Raw genomic sequence first — 20,411 nt, 5'->3', positions numbered from 1 at the left:
GTACTCCTGGTGAAGAATCGGTTTAGCGGTGGGGCAGCATCTGGCGAACAGCAGCCACATCCGAAGGATGGACATGGGAGGCCGACCGCAACTGACGCTTACGCTTGGTGCTCTTCTTCGTCAGGATGTGACGACGATGGGACTGGCCGCGCTTGAACGCACCCGCCCCGGTCTTGGTGAAGCGCTTGGCGGCGCCTCGGTTGGTCTTCATCTTCGGCATCTTCGAACTCCTGGTAAGGCCGCCTTCACGGCGGTCCTGTTGATCAGGACACACAGGTGTACCGGAACCCGTGCGTCCGTTTTATTCGTTACTTCTTCTTGGGGCCGAGCACCATGATCATCTGGCGACCTTCCATCTTGGGTCGCTGCTCCACAGTGGCAAGTTCTTCCAGATCCTGTTCGATCCGGTCCAGCAGCTTGCCACCCAACTCCTGGTGGGCCATTTCGCGACCACGGAAGCGGATGGTGACCTTGCACTTGTCCCCATGTTCCAGAAACCGGGTGAGATTTCGGATCTTGACGTTATAGTCGCCCTCATCGGTGCCCGGGCGAAACTTCACTTCCTTGATCTGAACCTGTTTTTGATTCTTCTTGGCAGCCTGCGTCTTCTTGCTCTGCTCGAACTTGAATTTGCCGTAGTCCATGACCCGACAGACCGGTGGGTCGGCGGTCGGAACGATCTCGACCAGGTCGAGTTCAGCCTCCTCGGCAATCTTCATGGCGTCGCGAGTCTGCATGACCCCCAGGTTCTTTCCGTCCTCGGCAATGAGGCGGACCTGCGGGACGCTGATCTGCTCGTTCAGTCGGTTCTCTTTTCCAGCGCTGATACTTTAATCCTCCACAATGGTTCGACCGCGATCCGCCACTTCCCGGGACAAACGCTGGATGAGCACATCCAGGTCCATGGTTCCCAGGTCTTGCCCGGTGCGGGATCTTACGGCCACGGATCGGGTTTCCATCTCCCGGTCTCCCAAAACCAGAAGGTAGGGCACCCGCTGCAAAGTGTGCTCGCGGATTTTAAAGCCGATCTTCTCGTTTCTCAAGTCCATTTCAGCTCTAAGGCCTTGCGCTCGCAGGGTTTGCACCACTTCCCGGGCATAATCGTCCTGCCGATCGGTGATGGTGAGCACCTGGGCCTGTACCGGTGCCAGCCACAGAGGGAAGGATCCAGCGTAGTGCTCGATGAGCACACCGAAGAAACGCTCCACGGAACCCAGCAGGGCGCGGTGAACCATGATGGGACGACGACGCTGATTGTCATCGGCCACGTATTCCAGATCGAACCGTTCCGGCAGGTTGAAATCCAGCTGTACGGTGGAGCACTGCCACTGACGGCCAATGGCGTCGCGGATCTTGATGTCGATCTTCGGGCCATAGAAGGCGCCGCCACCTTCATCCAGCTCATATTCCAGGCCCTTCTTCTCCAGGGCAGCCCGCAAGGCCGCGGTGGCATGCTCCCAGATATGGTCGGAACCCACCGCCTTGTCGGGGCGTGTGGACAGGTTGATGTCGAAGTCGTCGAAGCCGAAGGCCCGCAGTACGTCCAGGGTGAGATCCAGGATGCGCAGGATCTCGTCTTCGATCTGATCCTCGCGGCAGAAGATGTGGGCATCGTCCTGGGTGAACCCGCGCACCCGCATCAGCCCATGCAGGGCACCGGACATCTCCCGGCGATAGACCGTCCCCATCTCCGCCCAGCGCAGGGGCAGATCCCGGTAGGAACGCAGACGGTCCTTGTACACCAGCACGTGGAACGGGCAGTTCATGGGCTTGAGCTGGAAGGCCTGGTTGTCGTCTTCCATGGGCTCATACATGGATTCGCCATAGAAGTCGGCGTGACCCGAGGTCTTCCACAGTTCCAGGTTGGCGATATGCGGGGTGTACAGGAATTCGTAGCCCGCCCGCTCATGCATGTCGTACCAGAACTGTTCCACAACGCGGCGGATGCGGGCCCCGTTAGGGTGCCAGAACACCAGACCACCGCCAGCCTCGTCCTGGATCGAGAACAGGTTCAGCTCCTGGCCAATGCGACGATGGTCCCGGCGCTCCGCCTCGGCCAGGCGATGCAGGTAGTCTTCCAGTTGCTGCTTGTTGGGCCAGGCGGTGCCGTAGATGCGCTGGAGCATTTCGTTTTTGGAATCGCCCCGCCAATAGGCGCCGGCCACCTTGGTCAGCTTGAAGGCCTTGAGCTTGCCGGTGCTGGGCACGTGGGGTCCACGGCACAGGTCCACGAAGTCGCCCTGGGTGTACAGGGAAATGTCCTCGTTCTGGGGGATGTCCTCGATGATGCGGGCCTTGTATTCCTCGCCTTGGGCACGGAAGAACTCCGCCGCCTCGTCCCGGGGCATCACCCGACGCTCCACGGGAAGATCCGCCTTGGCCAGTTCCTTCATCTTGGCCTCAATCTTCTCCAGATCTTCCGGGTGGAAGGGGCGCTCAAAGGCAAAATCGTAATAAAAGCCATCATCGATCACCGGGCCGATGGTCACCTGGGCGCTGGGGAACAGGGTCTTCACTGCATGGGCCATGAGGTGGGCCGTGGAATGACGGATCATCTCCACCCCTTCAGGGTCCCGGTCGGTGACGATGGCCAGGCGGGCATCCTCATCGATGCGATGGCTGGCATCCACGAGGCGGCCATCCACCTTGCCGGCCAGAGTGGCCTTGGCCAGACCACGACCGATGTCGGCGGCCACATCGGCCACGCTCACGGCATCATCGAAGCGGCGCTGGCTTTCGTCGGGAAGGGTGATTACGGGCATATCAGGACTCTCCTGCGCCGGCCTGTACGCGGGGCCGTGCGCGTTGCTGTATTCGGGGCGATCCCCACTAAAAAGGCCGCAAACCATGGGCCCGTCAGGGGCGGGGTTTGCAGCCTGAGCTGCGTATCATTTCGCCCGGATGGATTGAATCCGAGAACGGTACTCAGGCTAAAGGATTCCGGCCTTCAAGACAAGGCGGTTCAGCGACGGCGGGCGGGACGCTGCAGGGCCCGCACGGCAATGGATCGACAGGTGGCGGCATCATGTCCGCCCTCGGCAATGACCTGCAAGGCCTTGACCAGATCAACGATCTGCTCGCCGTAGCGGATGCCGTCGATGCAGACTGACTCGGGGCGGTGCCGGTCGGCGCCGGTGATCCGAATCTCGCGGGGGACACCGCTTGCCTCCTCCGACGCCGGCTCTTCCGGCTCGCCGGGCGCTTCGGGCTGCGGGCTCGGGGCCTTTGCCTCGGCGGGGGCATCCCCGTACCCCTCCTCGCGGACCCGATCCATGATGTCCTGACGTTCGCCATCGGTGAACCGCGTCCAGGCGGCGATTTCCAGGATGGTGCGACCGCAGCCGATGCACCGACCCTCCTCGGTCTGGCAGACATGGATGCACGGGCTCTGCATAGGATCAAAAGGCTCCTTGGGATCGCTGGCCACCGTCATCCTGACCCGCGCGCTTTCCATCAACACGAATGAGTCACCGTCCCTCAGGTACCGCAGAAGGTCTGGTGGACGCGTTCTTCCGGTCGGGCCGGCAGCATGAAGGCCTCCTCTCCGGGGTGTTCATCAAATGGCTGCGTAACCAGGCCAAGCAGATGCTCGAACGGACCAAAGTCCGCCTCGGTGACGGCGGCCACAATGGCTTGCTCCACGCGATGGTTGCGCGGGATGTACGCCGGGTTGGCACGTCGCATGCGAGCCCCCCGCTCAGCAGCCCCATCGGGTTCACGGGCCACCCGGGCCTGCCAGCAGGGCAGCCATACATCGAAGGGCTGGGCATGATTGAACAGCGACCTGACACGGGTATGGACCTCCGCACCCGCAGCCAGATCACTCAGATGACGGAAGGTCAATGTGAAGTCCGCTTCCTGTTTGCGCATCACGTCCAGCAGTTCGCGCACCAGTTCCAGGTCGCTGTCTTCTTCCGTCTGAAGTCCCAGCTTGCTGCGCATGCCGGCCAACCAGTGCGTGGAGATCCTGGCCGGGAACGCCTCCAGGATCTGCGTGGCCCGGTCGATGGCCCTGGATGCGTCATCATCGATCAGTGGCAGCAGGGTCTCCGCCAGTCGGGCCAGATTCCATTGGGCAATCTCGGGTTGATTGGCAAAGGCGTAGCGTCCCCGCTGGTCGATGGAACTGAACACGGTACCGGGATGGTAAGTATCCATGAAGGCGCAAGGACCATAATCGATTGTCTCCCCGGAAACCGCCATATTATCCGTGTTCATCACACCATGGATGAAGCCCACCAGCATCCAGCGGGCCACCAGTTCCGCCTGACGCTCGGCGGCCGACTCCAGCAGGGCAAGATAAGGGGACGATGCCCCCTGGGCTTCGGGATAGTGGCGCTCGATCACATGATCCGCCAGGGATCTTACTGCGGCGTGATCACCGCGTGCGGCAAAGTACTGGAAGGTGCCCACGCGGATGTGGCTACGGGCCACCCGGGTCAGCACCGCCCCGGGCAATGGTTCTTCCCGGTACACCGCCTCACCGGTGGTGACCATGGCCAGGGCTCGGGTGGTGGGGATGCCCATGGCATGCATGGCTTCGCTGAGCAGGTATTCACGCAACACAGGCCCCAGTGCCGCACGACCATCCCCCATCCGGGAAAACGGTGTAGGGCCGGAACCCTTGAGCTGAATATCCCGTCGTGCCCCCGTCGGATCCACCACCTCCCCCAGCAAAAGGGCCCGACCATCGCCCAGTTGGGGCACGAAGTGGCCGAACTGGTGACCCGCGTAGGCCATGGCGATGGGTTCGGCACCGGGCAGCAGGGTATTGCCGGCCAGTGCCTGAGCCCACTCTTGCTCCGGCAGGGCATCCGGATCGATACCCAGCTCTCGACACAACCCAGCATTCAGGGCCCTGAGCCGGGGGGATGCCACGGGCGTCGGGTTCATGCGGACAAAGAAGCGCTCCGGCAAACGGGCGTAGCGATTGTCGAAGGCCACAGGGGATGTCATGGATTCCAGCACGGGCGCAATGGACATGGTGCAACCTTCCAAGTGTCGTGGATGGATAATACCTGATGGTAATTCTCAGGTTAACATCAATCCATCCCACGAGCACGGCGGCGTTGACGCCAGAGCCTGACCGCGCTGGGTGCCAGGGCCAGCAGGGCAAGCCCCGCCAGGGGCAACAGCAATGAAGGCCTGAACACATCGGACGGGCTCAGATCCTCCACCTGGGCCAGGTTGGACAGACCTTCACCCAGGCTGGCGACCACGAACGACAGGGGAATGAGCCCCAGGAAGGTAGCCATCCATACATGCCGGAAGGGAATGGGAAAGATCACCGGCATCAGGTTGATGATCCACGCAGGCACGACCGGGAACAGCCGGGCAGCCAGGATGAAATTGAAGCCATTGGTGGCCACCGTGTCCTGGAAGCGCGCCAGGTGGCTCCCCCAGCGTCGATGAATGGCATCGAAAAACAGCCATCGCCCGATACCCCCCACCATCACAGCGCTGGAGGCCGATCCCAGGGCGCTCAACACCGCTCCGACCGGGGCCCCGAACAGGAACCCGCCGGAAAGCATGAGCAGAAATCCGCCGGGAAACGGCGTGACCTTGCCAAAGGTCACCACCAACACATAAATCACTCCGGCCAGCGCTGGACGGGCATCCACTCCAGAGACCAATTGTTCCTGAAAGCCGGCCACCCAACGAACGATGTCGCCACCAAACTGGAATGCCGCCCAGGTGGCCGAACCCAGGAACAGGCCCAGCAGACCCAGAATCCAGGGCAGGTATCTTGTAGGGATGCTCGGGATCAAGGGCTTTCACTGAATCACACATGATGGTTTCAGGTCGACGACCGCCACGGTCACATGACCTCCGTCCGCCCCCCGATACGGATACTTCTCCAGAATCATGCGCCCCTGCCCTGCTCCCGAAGCCAGAATGGCAGCGGCCTCCGCCACCGAGGCGGTCCCCATGAGTTGACGCAGCCGCTCGGATGGACGGGGTACAACGACCCCAGCCAAGGCCTCGCCCGGATAGGCATGCACTGTCCAGTCTCGCTCCGATGCCAGAGTCGTGATGGCAGACTCCCCTGCCCGGGCATCCAGCGTGGCCAGGGCAACAACGTCCTGCAGGCACGCATCCACCTGCCCCAGCGCCTCATGCAGCGCGGCCTCCAGGGCCTCTCGGGATATGCCCCTTTGACAGCCGATCCCCACCAATAGGCTGGGCGCTTTATCAAACTGACTCAGGGATTTTGGGGTGAGTTTGGACATCGCTTAAAACCAGGTTTATCAGGGGGTCTTTTTTCCCTGCCGCCGATAATGTGTATCATGAAAGTCAGGCTCAAGCAGCCGGGCGCGGCTTCAATGGCGCCTCAAACTCTGTATGGAGGATATCGATGAGTAACGAGTTCAAGCGTAATCTCCCCAAGATCCTGGTCGGTACCTGCCTGGCATTTGGTTTGGCGGCCACGCCGCTGAGCGCCGCTGCCGACAAGGGCCGGATCAACATTCCTTACGTGGAATGGGCCGACGCCGTGGCCAGCACCAACGTGATGCGCGTGGTTCTGGAAGAAGCCGGCTATGACGTTCGCACCACCTCCGTCAGCGCCGCTGCCATGTGGCAGTCCGTGGCCAGCGGTGACCAGGACGCCTTCGTGGCCGCCTGGCTGCCCACCACTCACGCCAGCTATGTGGAAGAACTGGGTGATCGCGTGGATGATCTGGGCCCGAACCTGGAAGGGACCCGAATCGGTCTGATGGTACCCACCTACGTCGAAATTGATTCCATTGATGAGCTCAACGACCATGCCGGCCAGTTTGGCCGCCAGATCATTGGTATCGACCCGGGTGCCGGCATCATGAGCACCACGGAGAAAGCCGTGGAAGAGTACGACCTGAACCTGCGTCTGGTGGAAGGCTCCGATGCCACCATGACCGGCGTGCTCTCCAACGCCATCCGCACCAACGACTGGGTGGTGGTCACCGGCTGGACCCCGCACTGGAAGGAAGGTCGCTGGGACCTGAAATATCTGGAAGACCCCAAGGGCGTCTATGGTGGTGAGGAAGCCATCCATACCGTGGTGCGCACCGGCCTCAAGGAAGACATGCCCGAGGCTTACGCCATCCTGAACAACTTCAACTGGACCGCGGATCAGGTGGCTGATCTGATGGTGATGAACGAGGAAGGCGGCGACCCCTACGAAAATGCCAAGGAATGGGTTGAGCAGAACCGCGACATCGTGGACGCCTGGCTCCAGTAACATCGTGACCGACCCTGAACCCCTCTCCCGTCACGGGAGAGGGGTCAAGCCGACCAATCGCGAACCTGGCCGGCAATCCTAACGGGGTTCCAGTCGATACAACCCGCCATCCGATTCATCACTGAGCACATAGATGTAGCCATCCGGTCCCTGACGCACATCCCGTACACGGCCGACATCGCCGTGCAATAGTTCCTCCGCGTGAATCACCGTCTGATCCTCCACCACCAAACGCAAGATGCGCTGGGCGCGCAAGCCGCCGGCCAGCAGATTACCTTCCCAGGCTGAAAACCGATCGCTGTCGACCACGGCCAGTCCGGACGGCGCCAACGTGGGCAGAAACTCGAACACCGGCTCCACCATGCCTTCCTTGTGCCGGGCCTCGGCATCCGGGAACGCCTCCTCCGTCCGATAATCCCGACCCAGCGTGACCGTGGGCCAGCCGTAGTTGTTGCCTGCCTCGATCAGATTGAGTTCGTCCCCGCCGCGGGGGCCGTGATCCGTCGCCCACACCTCACCCGTTCCCGGGTGCAGGGCAATCCCCTGGATATTGCGCAGGCCATAGGCATGAATCTCCGGTGCGTAGGCATCATCCCCCACAAACGGGTTGTCATCCGGCACGGAGCCATCGTCGTTCAGCCTCACCACGCTCCCTGAATGATCCAGGGTATCCTGTGCCCGGGGAGGCTCGGCGCCCCGATCGCCGATGGTCATCAGCAGCGTGCCATCTTCCAGAAACACCACCCGGGAGCCGTAATGGCGACCCGGCCGCGTGTACTCGTTGGATTCGAACAGGGGCTCCACGTCCACCAGCTCGTGGCCATCCAGCCTGGCCCGTATCAGAGCGGGCACCGTGCCCCGCCGATCCCCCCTGGAGTAGGTGATGTAGATCCAGCCGTTGTTCTCGTAGTCGGGATGCAGCACCACATCCAGCATGCCTCCCTGATTGGTGGCATGAAAGTCCGGCAGGCCCGTGACACGGGTCTGGGTGCCATCCTCAATGGCCACCATCCCTTCCGATCGTTCGGTGACCAGTTGACGTCCATCCGGCAGGAAGGCCACGGCCCAGGGGTGCGAAAGACCCGAGGCGACCCTCACCAGGTCGAACCTCTGGTATTCGGTACTGACACCTTCTCGCACCACTTCCTGGGCGGAGACCGTACCCACAAGACTCACGGCGAGTGCCAGCGCCATGGACGGGTGTCGATAACGATGCTTCATGCTCTCGCACCTCCTTTCTTCGGATTGTTCGATCTTAGAAGGACCAGCGCTCCACATGTTCAACGGGTTTGCGTTCCCCCAGTGTTTTCATGCCCTTGACCGAACGCACGATGAGCCACACGGCCCAGAACAGCAGCACGAGCCAGCCGATGAACACCGCGGCCAGCAGAATGCCTGGAATGAGAAAGGCCAGCCCCATCCAGAACGTGCGGATCTGGAATCGATAGTGTGTCTTCAGCCAGTCCGGCGCCGAGCCCTGGTAGATGTAGGCAATGATCACCCCGATAATGCCCGTGAAGGTGACAAAGGGCCCCAGGATATACAGGATGTACACGACCTTGGGCATGAGAAGGTCATCCGAATGCGGGTTGGTGGTCACGGGCGCCGGGGTTTCTTCTGCCATGGGTCTTTGCTCCTGAAATTGGGGTAAAGGCTCAGCATACTCAATCCAACCCCTCCGGGGTAAGATGTCGCATCGCAAGAAACTCACCCCTTCGTCGTGCTGTCCCTGAGGGTGAATCCGGCAAATGATGGGAGTTCTCATGGCATTCGATACCGAACAGGAACCCGGCATGACTGAATCCGTCGCCCCCGAGACCCGGGGCTTTCGCCTCAACCACTGCATGTTGCGCATCAAGGATCCGGAACGTGCCCTGGCCTTTTACAGCCAGGTATTCGGCATGCGTCTGCTGCGTCGTCTGGATTTCCCCGAACTGGAGTTCTCGCTGTATTTCCTTGCCCGACTCGAGGATGGCAAGACACCCCCGGAGGATGAGTCCCAACGGACCGAGTGGACCTTCAACCAGGAAGGCATCCTGGAGCTGACCCATAACTGGGGCACGGAAAAACAGGCGGATTTCAGCTACCACGATGGCAACTCGGAACCCCAGGGGTTTGGGCACATCTGCTTCTCGGTGCCGGATCTTGACGTGGCCGTGCGCTGGCTAGACGACAACCAGGTGCCCTTCGTCAAGCGCCCGGATGAAGGTGGTCTGAAGGATGTGGCCTTTGTCACGGACCCGGACGGTTACTGGATCGAAGTCATCGAGCCTGCCCGCCTGAGCGGCATGGGGCGTCGCTGAGGGCATGTCCTGCCCCCTGTGCGGGAAGTCACGCCCCTGGCTCTATGCTCATGTGAACACGAGTGACTATTTCCTGTGCCGTGAATGCCGTCTGGTGTGGCTCGACCCGGTACGCTGGCTCTCATTGGCGGGGGAGAGGGAGTACTACGCCACCCACCGCAATGATCCCGGGGACCGTCATTACCGCACTTTTCTGTCGCGTCTGAGAGACGCCCTCTGGCCCCGGCTGAGCGTGGGGGCCAGAGGGCTGGATTACGGTTGCGGCCCAGGGCCTGCCCTGTCGCGGATGATGGAAGAAAAGGGTTTCCCGACCCAAGACTACGACCCGGTCTTCTTCCCGGACCAGGCGGCCGTGGCGCAGCGCTATGATTTCATCACCTGCAGCGAAACCGCCGAGCATTTTCGGGCGCCGGGGGTCGAGTTCGAGCGCCTGGACACCCTGCTGCGCCCGGGAGGGTGGCTGGGGGTGATGACAGGCTTTCGCCCGGCAGACGCGCATTTTCCGCGCTGGCATTACCGGCGTGACCCCACCCACATCTGCTTTTACTCGCCGGACACCCTGGCCTGGATCGCCCGGCGTCATGGCTGGCGACTTGAGATCCCGACAGAGCATGTCGCCCTGTTCCAGAAATAAGGCACCCTCACACCCTCACCCGGGTAAAGTCCTCTGCCTCCTCCACCGGCGGTGAGGAAAATTCCAGAAACGTCCGGTAAAGATGCTGAGCGTCTCCTATCTCCTTTCCGGAACCGGCACGCAATAACCCCAGAACGATGAACAGCACGTTCGTGCGCTCGGGAAAGGCCCCCAGGTCCGAGCCCTCCGAGTGCTCAAGATATCGGCTGATCATGGTTTCCGCCTTGCGGTTCTCCCCATGCATGATCTGCAAGGCCACCAGGTCATACAGCACGCCCAGCGTCATGCACTGGCTGACGTTCTCCAGGCGCATCAGAACACCGTAGGCCTGGGAAAGGTCATCCAGGGCGGCCCGGAAGTTGCCCAGGGACTTGTGCAGGCAGGCCAGATCCACCATGGCCTTGAATACCTCCAGATGGTCCGGGCCATGGTGTTGACGTTTGCGTTCCAGCACCCGGCGTAGCCAGGCTTCTGCCTCGGAAGGCTGTTGGGATTCGAAATAGGCCAGGGCCAGGTCGCGCATCAGAATCATGATATTGCCCTCCTCGATGCCGCTTGCCTGTTCGGCCAGCTCGAGCGAGCGCTGGAAGTGATTGATGGCCTCCTGGCGCTCCCCTCGGGCCAGATGATCGGTGGCAATCTGGTGCATCAGCTCGGCCAGCATGGCGTGGTCGGGGCCACGCACCAGCCGCGCGCGGGCCAGCACCAGGTCGCCATCCCCGCGCTGCGCCTCCCCCTGCAGGGTGACCACCCGGGGCACATTGTCGTACAGCCAGGGGTTGTCGGTCAGCGTCCAGTACGGCCCCTTGTCGTCGATGGAAAAGATCGAGTCATCCAGGGTGCGCCGCAGACTGATCCCCTTGCGGGTATACAGCGACTTGAGTTCTCTCTCGCTGGGCAGGCGCCAGTCCTTGAACCGACCCTGGCCCTGGCCGGTATTCACCCGCGCCGGCAGGGCTGCAGCCAGTTCCGCATCATGCAACTGGGGCGTACCCGTGAAGATGCCCCCGGGGTGCCAGCGCTCCCCCACGGAATGACAAAACCACTGCAGGCCGGTGCGCACATCCATCACCGTGCCGTCATTGAGGCTGACGTACCTCTCCCGGTGCCCCGCCGGCTCCGGGTTCAGGGCATAAGAGTAGTGGTATGTGTAGTTCCTGGAACTGGCGCTGCCTGGCTGGGCGGACTGATCCGCGAGCTTGCGTACCGTGCGCTGCTCGGCAATCCATTCGTCGTGGGCGCGGCGCTGGTCCGGGTCGGAGAGCACGTTGTAGGCATCATTGAGGATCTTGGTGACCCGCTCTGCCTTCTCCCGCTGCTGCTGGTTCTTGTCCGGATGCCATTTCTGGGAAAGAAACTTGTACGCCCCCCTTATGACCTCCTGACTGGCGTTCTCGGTCACCTGCAGGTTTTCATAGTGGGTTCTTAGCCGCTTCATGCTGTCCTGTTACTCGAATTGGAGGGTGCTGGCCTGGCGCAGCGCAGATCATAGCCAACTTGAGCCTCCGGGACGAACCCCCTGGGCATCCGGGCCCGGGATTTGAACCTGGAGGGTACATATCCTCTAATGACATGATAAGTTACGTTGCGCGAACGCAAACCCTCATCGGGAGACAAGGTTGAGCAGGATGGATGCGATTGAATCTGATCTGGTCATCATCGGCGGTGGCGGCGCCGGTCTTCGGGCGGCCATCGCCGCCGCCGAGTCGGACCCGGGGCTATCCATAGCCCTGGTCTCCAAGGTAGTCCCCATGCGCAGCCACACCGTGGCCGCCGAGGGGGGCGCCGCCGGGGTCATCCACCCCGACGACACCCTGGACAAGCACTTCGAGGACACCGTCTCCGGCGGCGACTGGCTGTGCGAACAGGATGTGGTGGAGTATTTCATCGGCCAGTGCACCCGGGAGCTCACCCAACTGGAGCACTGGGGCTGCCCCTGGAGCCGTCAGGACGATGGCAACATCAACGTGCGCTATTTCGGCGGCATGAAGTCGCCACGCACCTGGTTTGCCGCCGACAAGACCGGCTTCCATATCCTCCACACCCTGTTTCAGGCCTCGCTCAAGTATCCATCCATCCGGCGCTTTGATGAATTCTTTTGCACGGATCTGCTGGTGGAAGATGGACGGGTCCAGGGGGTCCTGGCCTTCAACATCGCTACCGGCGAGAGTGTACTGCTGCGCTGCAAGGCGGTGATCCTGGCCACCGGTGGTGCCAGTCGTGTCTTCGGACAGAACACCAATGCCGGCATCGTCACCGGTGAGGGCATGGGGATGGCCTATGCCCAGGGCGTCCCCCTGCGGGACATGGAGTTCGTTCAATGGCATCCCACCGCCCTGCCCGGTTCCGGCATCCTCATCACCGAGGGGGCCCGCGGTGAAGGCGGCATCCTGCTGAACAAGGATGGCTACCGCTATCTGCAGGACTATGGCATGGGCCCGCTGGATCCCTGGCCCCGCCCACGGGCCATGGAACTGGGCCCCCGCGACCGGGTTTCCCAGGCCTTCTGGCACGAGGATCAGGCCGGTCGCACGGTCAACACGCCCAATGGCAGCGCCGTGCACCTGGACCTGCGGCACCTGGGCGAGAAAAAGATCATGGAACGGCTGCCCATGATCCGGGAACTGGCACTTACCTTCGCCGCCACGGATCCGGTGGACAGCCCCATCCCCGTGCGACCTGCCGTGCACTACACCATGGGCGGCGTGCCATGCGACGCGAATGGTGCCACCCCGCTGCAAGGCCTGTTCGCCGCCGGCGAATGCGCCAGCGTGGGCATTCACGGCGCCAACCGGCTGGGCTCCAACTCGCTGGCCGAATTGCTGGTGTTCGGCCGTGCCGCCGGGGAGTCGGCGGCACGACTGGCCCGGGAGAGCACCACCGCGCCCGCCAACCTGGAGGCTCAGGCAAACGAGGCCGAAGCCCGGCACTTGAAGATGCTCGACACCACCGAGGGCGAGCGAGTGGCGGCGATACGGGCGGAAATGCACGACATCATGGAATCCGGCGTGGGCATCGTCCGCGATGCCGAGCGCATGGGCCAGGCCTGCGAGCGCCTGTCGGCCCTGCGCGAACGCTATCGCCGGGGCGTGAAGCTGGACGACCGGGGGCGCTGCTTCAATACCGAATGGCTCACCGCCATCGAACTGGGCCACACCCTGCAGGTGGCCGAGGCCATGGCGCATTCAGCCCTGGCCCGCAAGGAGTCAAGGGGGGCGCACCTGCGCCAGGATGGGTTCGACAAGCGCGATGATGAGAACTTCCTCTGTCACTCCATGGCCTGGCACCAGGGTGACGGGCCGCCGCGTATTGACCATGCACCGGTCACCATTACCCGCTCCAGCCCGCGGGAGCGTATCTACGGTCGCGACAGCCAGCCCGAACAGCCGGCGCGGGAGGAGTGAGACATGAGCCAGACCCGCACCATCGTGATTGAATGCCTGCGCTTTCATCCGGAGACGGATGAAGCCCCGTACTATCAGAGCTACGAGGTCCCCTTCACGGAAGAAATGTCCGTGCTCGAGGGCTTACAGTACATCAAGGACCACCTGGATGGCACCCTCACCTTCCGCTGGTCATGCCGCATGGCCATCTGCGGCAGTTGCGGCTGCATGGTCAACGACGAGCCCGTGCTCAGCTGCCAGACCTTCCTGCGGGACTATCACCCGGCCCGTATCCGGGTGGAGCCCCTGGCCCATTTCCCCATCCTGCGGGATCTGGCCATCGACCAGACGGATTTCCTGGCCAAACTGGAGTCGGTGCATCCCTACCTGATCCCATCCACCGGCGACGATCCCGGGGATCAGCCCCGTCACCAGACACCGGATCAGGTCCAGGACTATCTGGGGTATGCACAATGCATCAACTGCCTGCTGTGCTATGCCGCCTGCCCCCAGTACGGCCTGAATGATGCATTCACCGGCCCGGCAGCCCTGGCCCTGCTGCACCGTTACAATGCCGACTCACGGGATGCCGGCAAGGACCAGCGCATGGAGGTGATCAATGCCGAGGAAGGCGTCTGGGGCTGCACCCTGGTGGGGGAATGCTCCGAGGTCTGCCCGAAGCATGTGGATCCGGCCCGGGCCATCAACCAGAACAAGATCGCCAGCACCCAGGACTATTTCCTGCGGTTTCTCAAGCCGAGGGGGCGCCGATGAACCAACCCAGAACCTACACCCGGGGCATGCAGCGCTGGTGGCTGCGCCGCCCCAGCTACCGCTTTTATCTGTTGCGCGAGGGAACCAGCGTGGTGATCGCCCTCTACGGGCTGTTCCTGCTGGCGGGCATGGCCGCCCTGGCCGTGGGGCCAGGGGCCTTTGAGACCTGGCGTGGCCTGCTGTTCTCGCCGTTGTCCTGGCTGCTGCACCTGGTGGTGCTGGCCGCCTTCACCTTCCATGCCTGGACCTGGTTCAAGGTGCTGCCCCTGACCGTGCCCCCGGTAAAGACCCGGCGCTTTCCCCGGGGATTTACGGATGCCACCCTGAACCGTGTCGCCCTGTGGGCCTGGGGCGTGGTGTCCCTGGTGATCCTGGTCGCTGCCATGAGAGGTCTGCAATGAAACCCCGCTCACATGAACCCATCTTCTGGTCCCTGTTCGGCGGTGGCGGCATGCTGGCCGCCCTGGTGGGTCCCATACTGGTGCTGATCATCGGCCTGCTGGTGCCCATCGGCCTGGGCTTCGGGCCCGAGGCCATGAACTACGAGCAGATGCGTGGTCTGCTGGGTCATCCGATGATGGGCTTCGGGCTGGCCATCCTGATCGCCCTGTTCTTCTTCCATGCGGCACATCGCATCCTGCATACCCTGCATGACCTGGGTGTGCATGCCTCCGAGCGACTCAAACTGATCTGCTACGGGTCGGCCGCTGGCGGGTCGGCCCTGGCCGTGTTGGTTGCACTGGTGCTGGTCTTGAGGGGCTGATCCGCCTCCCAACCCACCACCTGGGGCACGCCGGTGACTTCGTTCAGGGCTGCGCGAACACGCTGCCAGTCCACCCGGGCATCACGCTCACCCACCGCTTCCATGACCCGCTTCACGGCCTCATCCATGCCCTGAGCCTGGTCTTCCAGTTCCTCCATCGGTGGGTGGGCCTCCAGATACAGAAGCCCTTCCCGCCAGCCCACCTTGATGGGCTGGTTGACGATGTTCACTGAAGTGCCCAGGGACACCCGGGAATACAGCTCGCCGATATCGTCGTTATCCATGCGGATGCAGCCGTGGGTGGAGCGCATGCCGATGCCGGTGGACCAGTTGGTGCCATGGATCAGATAGCTGGGGCGGCTCAGGCGAATGGCGTACGCCCCCATGGGGTTGTCCGGTCCCGGCGGCACCACGCGCGGCAGTTCCTCACCCCGCTCGGCATAGGCCTTGCGCACCGAGTCCGGCGGCGTCCAGGTGGGGTTTTCCCGTTTCTCGATCACGTCCAGGGTGCCCACCGGCGTGCCCCAGTCCATGCGGCCAATGCTCACCGGATAGCTCACCACCCGGGACTCCCCCTGAGGGAAATAGTACAACCGCATTTCCGGCAGGTTGACCACGATGCCCTGGCGCCGGGCATCGGGCAACACGGACTTGTGAGGTAACAGGATCCGGGCCCCCTCTCCCGGGATCCAGGTATTGAGTTCCGGGTTGGCCCGCTGGATGGCCTCGAAGCCCACCTGGTGGCGGCGGGCCACATCGATCAAGGTATCCTCGTAGGCCGCCTCCGCATGACTGAGCTCACCCACCACATCCACCCCTTCCTCAAGCGGCCAGGACCGCTCGAAGGCGTGCAGTGGCAGGGTGAGCAGGCAAAGCCCCAGGGTCAGGCAGAACGATCGATAGCGCATGCCTTATCCCTCCACCACGCCCAGCATGCCTTCCCTGAGCTTCTCGATACGATCCCGCAACCGGGCCGCCTCCTCGAATTCCAGGTTGCGGGCGTGTTCGAACATCTGGGTCTCCAAACGGTTGATCTCCTTGGCAGTATCCTTGGGTGACATGCGCCCGTACTCGGCCTCCTGCTCCGCCACCTTGGCATAACGCTTCGGGGCGGCCATGGAGCCACCGGCATAGGCCCCTTCCATGATATCGGCGATGCGCTTTTCCACCCCCTTGGGGGTGATGCCGTGGGCCTGGTTGTGGGCGATCTGTTTCTCGCGGCGGCGCTCCGTCTCATCCATGGCCCGCTGCATGGAACCGGTCACCTGATCGGCATAGAGGATCGCCTTGCCATTGAGGTTACGGGCGGCCCGGCCAATGGTCTGGATCAGCGAGCGATCGGAGCGCAGGAAGCCCTCCTTGTCCGCATCCAGCACCGCCACCAGGGACACCTCGGGCATGTCCAGGCCCTCGCGCAGCAGGTTGATCCCCACCAGCACATCGAATTCCCCCAGGCGCAGATCGCGGATGATCTCCACGCGCTCCACGGTGTCGATATCGGAATGAAGATACCGCACCCGGATACCGTGTTCGCCCAGGTATTCGGTGAGATCCTCGGCCATGCGCTTGGTGAGCGTGGTGATCAGCACCCGCTCGTTGGCCTCGACACGCAAGCGGATCTCCGAGAGCACGTCGTCCACCTGGGTGGTGGCCGGCCGCACTTCCACCTCCGGGTCCACCAATCCGGTGGGGCGCACCACCTGCTCCACCACCTGCCCCGACATCTTCTGCTCATAAGGCCCGGGCGTGGCGGAAACGTAGATGGCCTGAGGGGCCAGTGCCTCGAATTCCTCGAACTTCAGGGGGCGATTGTCCATGGCCGATGGCAGGCGAAAGCCGTACTGCACCAGGGTTTCCTTGCGCGAGCGATCACCTTTATACATGGCGCCCACCTGCGGCACCGTGACATGGCTCTCATCGATCACCAGCAAGGCATCTTTGGGCAGGTAATCCAGAAAACAGGGGGGTGGTTCACCGGCCTTGCGGCCCGAAAGGTAGCGGGAATAGTTCTCGACCCCGGAGCAATAGCCCAGCTCCAGCATCATCTCCAGATCAAAGCGGGTGCGTTGTTCCAGGCGCTGGGCCTCCACCAATTGATCCGACTGGCGCAAGGCCTCCAGGCGCTCCCTGAGCTCCACCTTGATCTGGTCCACGGCTGCCAGCAGGGTCTCCCGGGGGGTCGCGTAGTGGGTCTTGGGATAGATGGTCAAGCGCGGCACCCGGCGCAGCACCTCGCCAGTGAGCGGGTCGAAATACGAGAGTTGCTCTATCTCCTCGTCAAACAACTCAACCCGCACGGCCTCGCGCTCGGACTCTGCCGGATGGATGTCGATCACCTCGCCGCGCACCCGGTAGGTGCCGCGCTTGAGCTCCAGGTCATTGCGGGTGTACTGCAATTCCGCCAGCCGGCGCAGCATCTCCCGCTGATCGATCACATCCCCCCGCTTCAGGTGCATCACCATCTGCAGGTAGGCCCGGGGGTCTCCCAGACCGTAGATGGCCGACACACTGGCCACGATGATGGCATCGCGGCGCTCCAGCAGGGCCCGGGTGGCGGACAGGCGCATCTGTTCGATGTGATCGTTGATGGAGGAATCCTTCTCGATGAAGGTATCCGACGACGGCACATAGGCCTCGGGCTGGTAATAGTCGTAATAGGAGACGAAGTATTCCACGGCGTTCTCCGGGAAGAACTCCTTCATCTCGCCATAAAGCTGGGCGGCCAGGGTCTTGTTGGGCGCCATGATGATGGTGGGCCGCTGCGACTTCTGGATCACGTTGGCAATCGTGAAGGTCTTGCCCGAGCCGGTCACCCCCAGCAGAGTCTGGTGGGCCAGGCCCGAGTCCAGGCCGTCCAGCAGGCTTTCGATGGCGGCGGGCTGGTCCCCGGCGGGCTCATAACGGGTGGAAAGGTGGAAAGGTTGCTCCATGGGCTTATCTTATCAGCACAGTTTGAGTATCATTTTAGGTTGATTTTTCCATCCACCAGCATTCCCGGATACCGCCTTGGACATCAAGCTCTCATCCCGCGTTCAGCGCATCAAGCCCTCCCCCACACTGGCCGTCAGCGCCCTCGCCGCCCAGTTGAGGGCCGAAGGACGCGACGTGATCGGCCTGGGCGCCGGCGAACCCGACTTCAACACACCGGATCACATCAAGGAGGCGGGCATCACCGCCATCCGCGAGGGAAAGACCAAGTATACCGCCGTGGACGGCACGCCGGGCTTGAAGCAGGCCATCATTGACAAGTTCCAGCGCGATAACGGTCACAGCTACCAGCCGGATCAGATCCTCGTTTCCTGCGGCGGCAAGCAGAGTTTCTTCAACCTCTGCCAGGCCCTGCTCGATGAGGGCGACGAGGTCATCATCCCTGCCCCCTACTGGGTGTCCTACCCGGACATGGTGCTGCTGGCCGACGGCAAGCCGGTGATCGTCAGCGCGGACCAGTCCCAGGGCTTCAAGATGACGGCCCAGCAACTGGAGGCCGCCATCACCCCGCGCACCCGCCTGGTGGTGATCAACAGCCCCTCCAACCCCACCGGCGTGGCCTACAGCCGCGAGGAACTGGCCGCCCTGGGCGAGGTGATGCTGCGACATCCCAATGTAGTGGTGGCCACGGACGACATGTACGAGCACATGATGTTCCGCGATGCCCCCTTCTGCAACATCCTCATGGCCTGCCCCGACCTGTACGACCAGACCATCGTGCTCAACGGTGTGTCCAAGGCCTACGCCATGACCGGCTGGCGCATCGGCTATGCCGGTGGCCCCAAGCCGCTGATTGCGGCCATGAAGAAGATCCAGTCCCAGAGCACGTCCAACCCCACCTCCGTGGCCCAGGAAGCCGCCCAGGTGGCGCTCAACAGCGACCAGTCCTGCGTGGCCGAGATGTGCAAGGCCTTCCAGGACCGCCACGACTACCTGGTGGAAGCCCTCAACGCCATCCCCGGCGTGGAATGCCTGCCCTCCGACGGCACCTTCTACTCCTTCCCCAGCGTGAAGGGCGCCATGGAGAAGCTGGGCATGGAAAGCGACGTAAAATTCGCCGAGCACCTGCTCGATCAGGTAGGCGTCGCCCTGGTCCCCGGCTCCGCCTTCGGCGCCGAAGGCCACGTGCGCATTTCCTTCGCCACCAGCCTGGACAACCTCAAGCAGGCCGTGGAGCGCATTGGTCGCGCAGTAGGCGCATAAAGGCCCTTGACGAAGCCCGGCAATATCCGTAACATGCCGGGCTTCAAAGCAATTCCCCGGTAGCTCAGTCGGTAGAGCGGGTGACTGTTAATCACTAGGTCGGCGGTTCGAGCCCGTCCCGGGGAGCCAAATAAAAAACGATTCAGGCCACCTTTTTTGGGTGGCCTTTTTCGTTTCTGGGGGGGGGGCAACGGGCAACTACCAACCTGACATAACCAACGCGACACCGCCCATCACTGGGATCGGCCCTTGATGTCATGCAGCCGGTCAATCGCCACGAGCAAGTCCTCCAGCCCATCGTTGTAGTTGTCCCTGAAGTCAGCGTACCGCTTCGTCTTGGGCAGCTCAGGAATCTCGCAGTCCTTGTATAAGGCGGGCAGGACGTGGATGCGACCTTGAACCAACTCGTTCCAGTACTTTGCATGCCACTCCCTCTCGACCCATTGGGAGCTAACCGCATGCTCGGATAGAACAACGACCACGAAGTCGGCGTCCCGAAGGCCGGAAGAAATCTTGGCAGGTATCGATTCGCCAACGTGGATATCCCACTCGTCGGACCATGATGTCCTCATCAAACTCTGTGTCTTCATCATCATAGTAGCCGATCCGACCGGCGAGTGGGCCTTCGGCAATCTTGACGGGGCCATAAGGAATGTCTTTCGGGTTCACGTAAAGTCTCAATCGTTTAATCTGAAGTTCCAGCCTACCAGTAACGCTAAACCATTGAATGGTCTTATTTAATCACCGATTCGGGGTTCAGGCGTCTGGCTACAACCGGATATCGTTGACCCGATCCAGTGCAGCCCGTTGCTTGGCGTTGGGTTTGGTGTCGAGTTCGAACGTCGGTTCTTCGGCCTCATGATCAACGCGGCGGCAGGTGTTACGGACGATGGTGGCCAGTTCGTTCAGCAGGGTTCGTGTTGTTTCCCACCCCAAATCGCTGATCACCGCCTGATCTGAAGCGGATTATTTCCTCGTTGATAGAGCCAGCGTGGTGGCAGAGTGTGAGTCGGTGTGAGGCGAAGTGCCGGATTGATTCACGGGCTGGGCGGAGTCGGGGCGGACGAGGGGCAGTGATCTGAGGCCAACCCATAAAACGTGGACCCGCCACGGTAGCCGCCGTGCGGGCCGGTGGCCGGTGTGC

Annotated in this window: 22 protein-coding genes and 1 tRNA gene; 9 read left to right on the top strand and 14 right to left on the bottom strand. The window is 62.4% G+C overall.

Features of this window, described 5'->3' with window-relative positions; all coding sequences use genetic code 11:
• Positions 1-22: 22 nt before the first annotated feature.
• From rpmI to ECTHA_RS0101190, 7 genes are all read right to left on the bottom strand, one after another.
• The gene (gene rpmI / locus ECTHA_RS0101220; protein WP_025281352.1) at positions 23-220 is read right to left on the bottom strand and encodes a 50S ribosomal protein L35; all 198 of its coding nucleotides are present in this window, start codon (positions 218-220) and stop codon (positions 23-25) included.
• Between the two features lie 88 nt (positions 221-308).
• Positions 309-803, bottom strand: coding sequence for a translation initiation factor IF-3 (gene infC / locus ECTHA_RS0101215; protein ID WP_425305682.1), 495 nt, complete (start codon positions 801-803; stop codon positions 309-311).
• Between the two features lie 27 nt (positions 804-830).
• The gene (gene thrS / locus ECTHA_RS0101210) at positions 831-2,762 is read right to left on the bottom strand and encodes a threonine--tRNA ligase (protein WP_025281350.1); all 1,932 of its coding nucleotides are present in this window, start codon (positions 2,760-2,762) and stop codon (positions 831-833) included.
• Positions 2,763-2,962: 200 nt separating this feature from the next.
• Complete coding sequence (locus tag ECTHA_RS16490; protein ID WP_084306596.1) at positions 2,963-3,454, bottom strand: DUF1289 domain-containing protein; 492 nt, start codon at positions 3,452-3,454, stop codon at positions 2,963-2,965.
• A gap of 23 nt (positions 3,455-3,477) precedes the next feature.
• Entirely contained in the window at positions 3,478-4,983 is a 1,506-nt protein-coding gene (locus ECTHA_RS0101200; protein ID WP_025281348.1) for a protein adenylyltransferase SelO, read from the bottom strand.
• Between the two features lie 59 nt (positions 4,984-5,042).
• Positions 5,043-5,768 carry a TVP38/TMEM64 family protein gene (locus tag ECTHA_RS0101195; RefSeq protein ID WP_025281347.1) on the bottom strand — a complete coding sequence of 242 codons (726 nt, stop codon included), beginning with the start codon at positions 5,766-5,768 and terminating at the stop codon, positions 5,043-5,045.
• A gap of 6 nt (positions 5,769-5,774) precedes the next feature.
• The gene (locus ECTHA_RS0101190; RefSeq protein ID WP_025281346.1) at positions 5,775-6,230 is read right to left on the bottom strand and encodes a cobalamin biosynthesis protein; all 456 of its coding nucleotides are present in this window, start codon (positions 6,228-6,230) and stop codon (positions 5,775-5,777) included.
• A 125-nt stretch (positions 6,231-6,355) separates the two neighbouring features.
• Here ECTHA_RS0101190 and ECTHA_RS0101185 point away from each other — a divergent pair, with 125 nt between their 5' ends.
• On the top strand, positions 6,356-7,219 hold the full coding sequence (locus tag ECTHA_RS0101185) for a glycine betaine ABC transporter substrate-binding protein (protein ID WP_025281345.1): 864 nt from the start codon (positions 6,356-6,358) through the stop codon (positions 7,217-7,219).
• A gap of 78 nt (positions 7,220-7,297) precedes the next feature.
• Here the strand turns inward: ECTHA_RS0101185 and ECTHA_RS0101180 are convergent, their stop codons facing one another.
• Both ECTHA_RS0101180 and ECTHA_RS0101175 read right to left on the bottom strand, forming a co-directional pair.
• On the bottom strand, positions 7,298-8,440 hold the full coding sequence (locus ECTHA_RS0101180) for a PQQ-dependent sugar dehydrogenase (protein WP_025281344.1): 1,143 nt from the start codon (positions 8,438-8,440) through the stop codon (positions 7,298-7,300).
• 34 nt (positions 8,441-8,474) lie between these two features.
• On the bottom strand, positions 8,475-8,843 hold the full coding sequence (locus ECTHA_RS0101175; RefSeq protein ID WP_025281343.1) for a DUF4870 family protein: 369 nt from the start codon (positions 8,841-8,843) through the stop codon (positions 8,475-8,477).
• 139 nt (positions 8,844-8,982) lie between these two features.
• Here ECTHA_RS0101175 and gloA point away from each other — a divergent pair, with 139 nt between their 5' ends.
• Both gloA and ECTHA_RS0101165 read left to right on the top strand, forming a co-directional pair.
• The gene (gene gloA, locus ECTHA_RS0101170; protein WP_025281342.1) at positions 8,983-9,522 is read left to right on the top strand and encodes a lactoylglutathione lyase; all 540 of its coding nucleotides are present in this window, start codon (positions 8,983-8,985) and stop codon (positions 9,520-9,522) included.
• A gap of 4 nt (positions 9,523-9,526) precedes the next feature.
• Positions 9,527-10,156: a class I SAM-dependent methyltransferase gene (locus ECTHA_RS0101165; RefSeq protein WP_025281341.1), complete on the top strand. Its 630-nt coding sequence runs from the start codon at positions 9,527-9,529 to the stop codon at positions 10,154-10,156.
• Between the two features lie 7 nt (positions 10,157-10,163).
• On the opposite strand, the gene ECTHA_RS0101160 is transcribed toward ECTHA_RS0101165, so the two are convergent.
• Complete coding sequence (locus tag ECTHA_RS0101160) at positions 10,164-11,594, bottom strand: tetratricopeptide repeat protein (RefSeq protein ID WP_025281340.1); 1,431 nt, start codon at positions 11,592-11,594, stop codon at positions 10,164-10,166.
• Positions 11,595-11,784: 190 nt separating this feature from the next.
• On the opposite strand from ECTHA_RS0101160, the gene frdA reads away from it, so the two are divergent.
• From frdA to frdD, 4 genes are read left to right on the top strand one after another with little or no spacing between them, the layout of a single operon-like run.
• Complete coding sequence (gene frdA, locus ECTHA_RS0101155; RefSeq protein WP_025281339.1) at positions 11,785-13,560, top strand: fumarate reductase (quinol) flavoprotein subunit; 1,776 nt, start codon at positions 11,785-11,787, stop codon at positions 13,558-13,560.
• A 3-nt stretch (positions 13,561-13,563) separates the two neighbouring features.
• Positions 13,564-14,313: a succinate dehydrogenase/fumarate reductase iron-sulfur subunit gene (locus ECTHA_RS0101150; RefSeq protein ID WP_025281338.1), complete on the top strand. Its 750-nt coding sequence runs from the start codon at positions 13,564-13,566 to the stop codon at positions 14,311-14,313.
• Positions 14,310-14,714 (top strand): fumarate reductase subunit C, encoded by a 405-nt coding sequence (locus ECTHA_RS0101145; protein ID WP_025281337.1) that lies wholly within the window; start codon positions 14,310-14,312, stop codon positions 14,712-14,714. The genes ECTHA_RS0101150 and ECTHA_RS0101145 overlap by 4 nt, the downstream gene beginning before the upstream one ends.
• Positions 14,711-15,076, top strand: a complete 366-nt coding sequence (gene frdD, locus ECTHA_RS0101140) for a fumarate reductase subunit FrdD (protein ID WP_026623443.1) — start codon at positions 14,711-14,713, stop codon at positions 15,074-15,076. Before ECTHA_RS0101145 ends, frdD begins: the two co-directional genes overlap by 4 nt.
• On the opposite strand, the gene ECTHA_RS16485 is transcribed toward frdD, so the two are convergent.
• Together ECTHA_RS16485 and uvrB are read right to left on the bottom strand one after the other, a co-directional pair.
• Complete coding sequence (locus ECTHA_RS16485) at positions 15,007-15,984, bottom strand: L,D-transpeptidase family protein (protein ID WP_051582528.1); 978 nt, start codon at positions 15,982-15,984, stop codon at positions 15,007-15,009. The genes frdD and ECTHA_RS16485 overlap by 70 nt on opposite strands.
• A gap of 3 nt (positions 15,985-15,987) precedes the next feature.
• On the bottom strand, positions 15,988-18,006 hold the full coding sequence (gene uvrB, locus ECTHA_RS0101130; protein WP_025281334.1) for an excinuclease ABC subunit UvrB: 2,019 nt from the start codon (positions 18,004-18,006) through the stop codon (positions 15,988-15,990).
• Positions 18,007-18,082: 76 nt separating this feature from the next.
• On the opposite strand from uvrB, the gene ECTHA_RS0101125 reads away from it, so the two are divergent.
• Both ECTHA_RS0101125 and ECTHA_RS0101120 read left to right on the top strand, forming a co-directional pair.
• Positions 18,083-19,267: a pyridoxal phosphate-dependent aminotransferase gene (locus tag ECTHA_RS0101125; protein WP_025281333.1), complete on the top strand. Its 1,185-nt coding sequence runs from the start codon at positions 18,083-18,085 to the stop codon at positions 19,265-19,267.
• Positions 19,268-19,320: 53 nt separating this feature from the next.
• Positions 19,321-19,396, top strand: a tRNA-Asn gene (locus ECTHA_RS0101120).
• Positions 19,397-19,500: 104 nt separating this feature from the next.
• Here the strand turns inward: ECTHA_RS0101120 and ECTHA_RS0101115 are convergent.
• Entirely contained in the window at positions 19,501-19,863 is a 363-nt protein-coding gene (locus tag ECTHA_RS0101115) for a toll/interleukin-1 receptor domain-containing protein (RefSeq protein ID WP_029762366.1), read from the bottom strand.
• Positions 19,864-20,035: 172 nt separating this feature from the next.
• Complete coding sequence (locus ECTHA_RS0101110; protein WP_158407545.1) at positions 20,036-20,203, bottom strand: hypothetical protein; 168 nt, start codon at positions 20,201-20,203, stop codon at positions 20,036-20,038.
• Positions 20,204-20,411 lie beyond the last annotated feature (208 nt).

This window comes from Ectothiorhodospira haloalkaliphila ATCC 51935 (assembly GCF_000633935.1).
GTDB lineage: Bacteria > Pseudomonadota > Gammaproteobacteria > Ectothiorhodospirales > Ectothiorhodospiraceae > Ectothiorhodospira > Ectothiorhodospira haloalkaliphila.
Note: the sequence above shows the minus strand (reverse complement) of the source record. Positions and strands in the feature narration are given on the sequence as shown.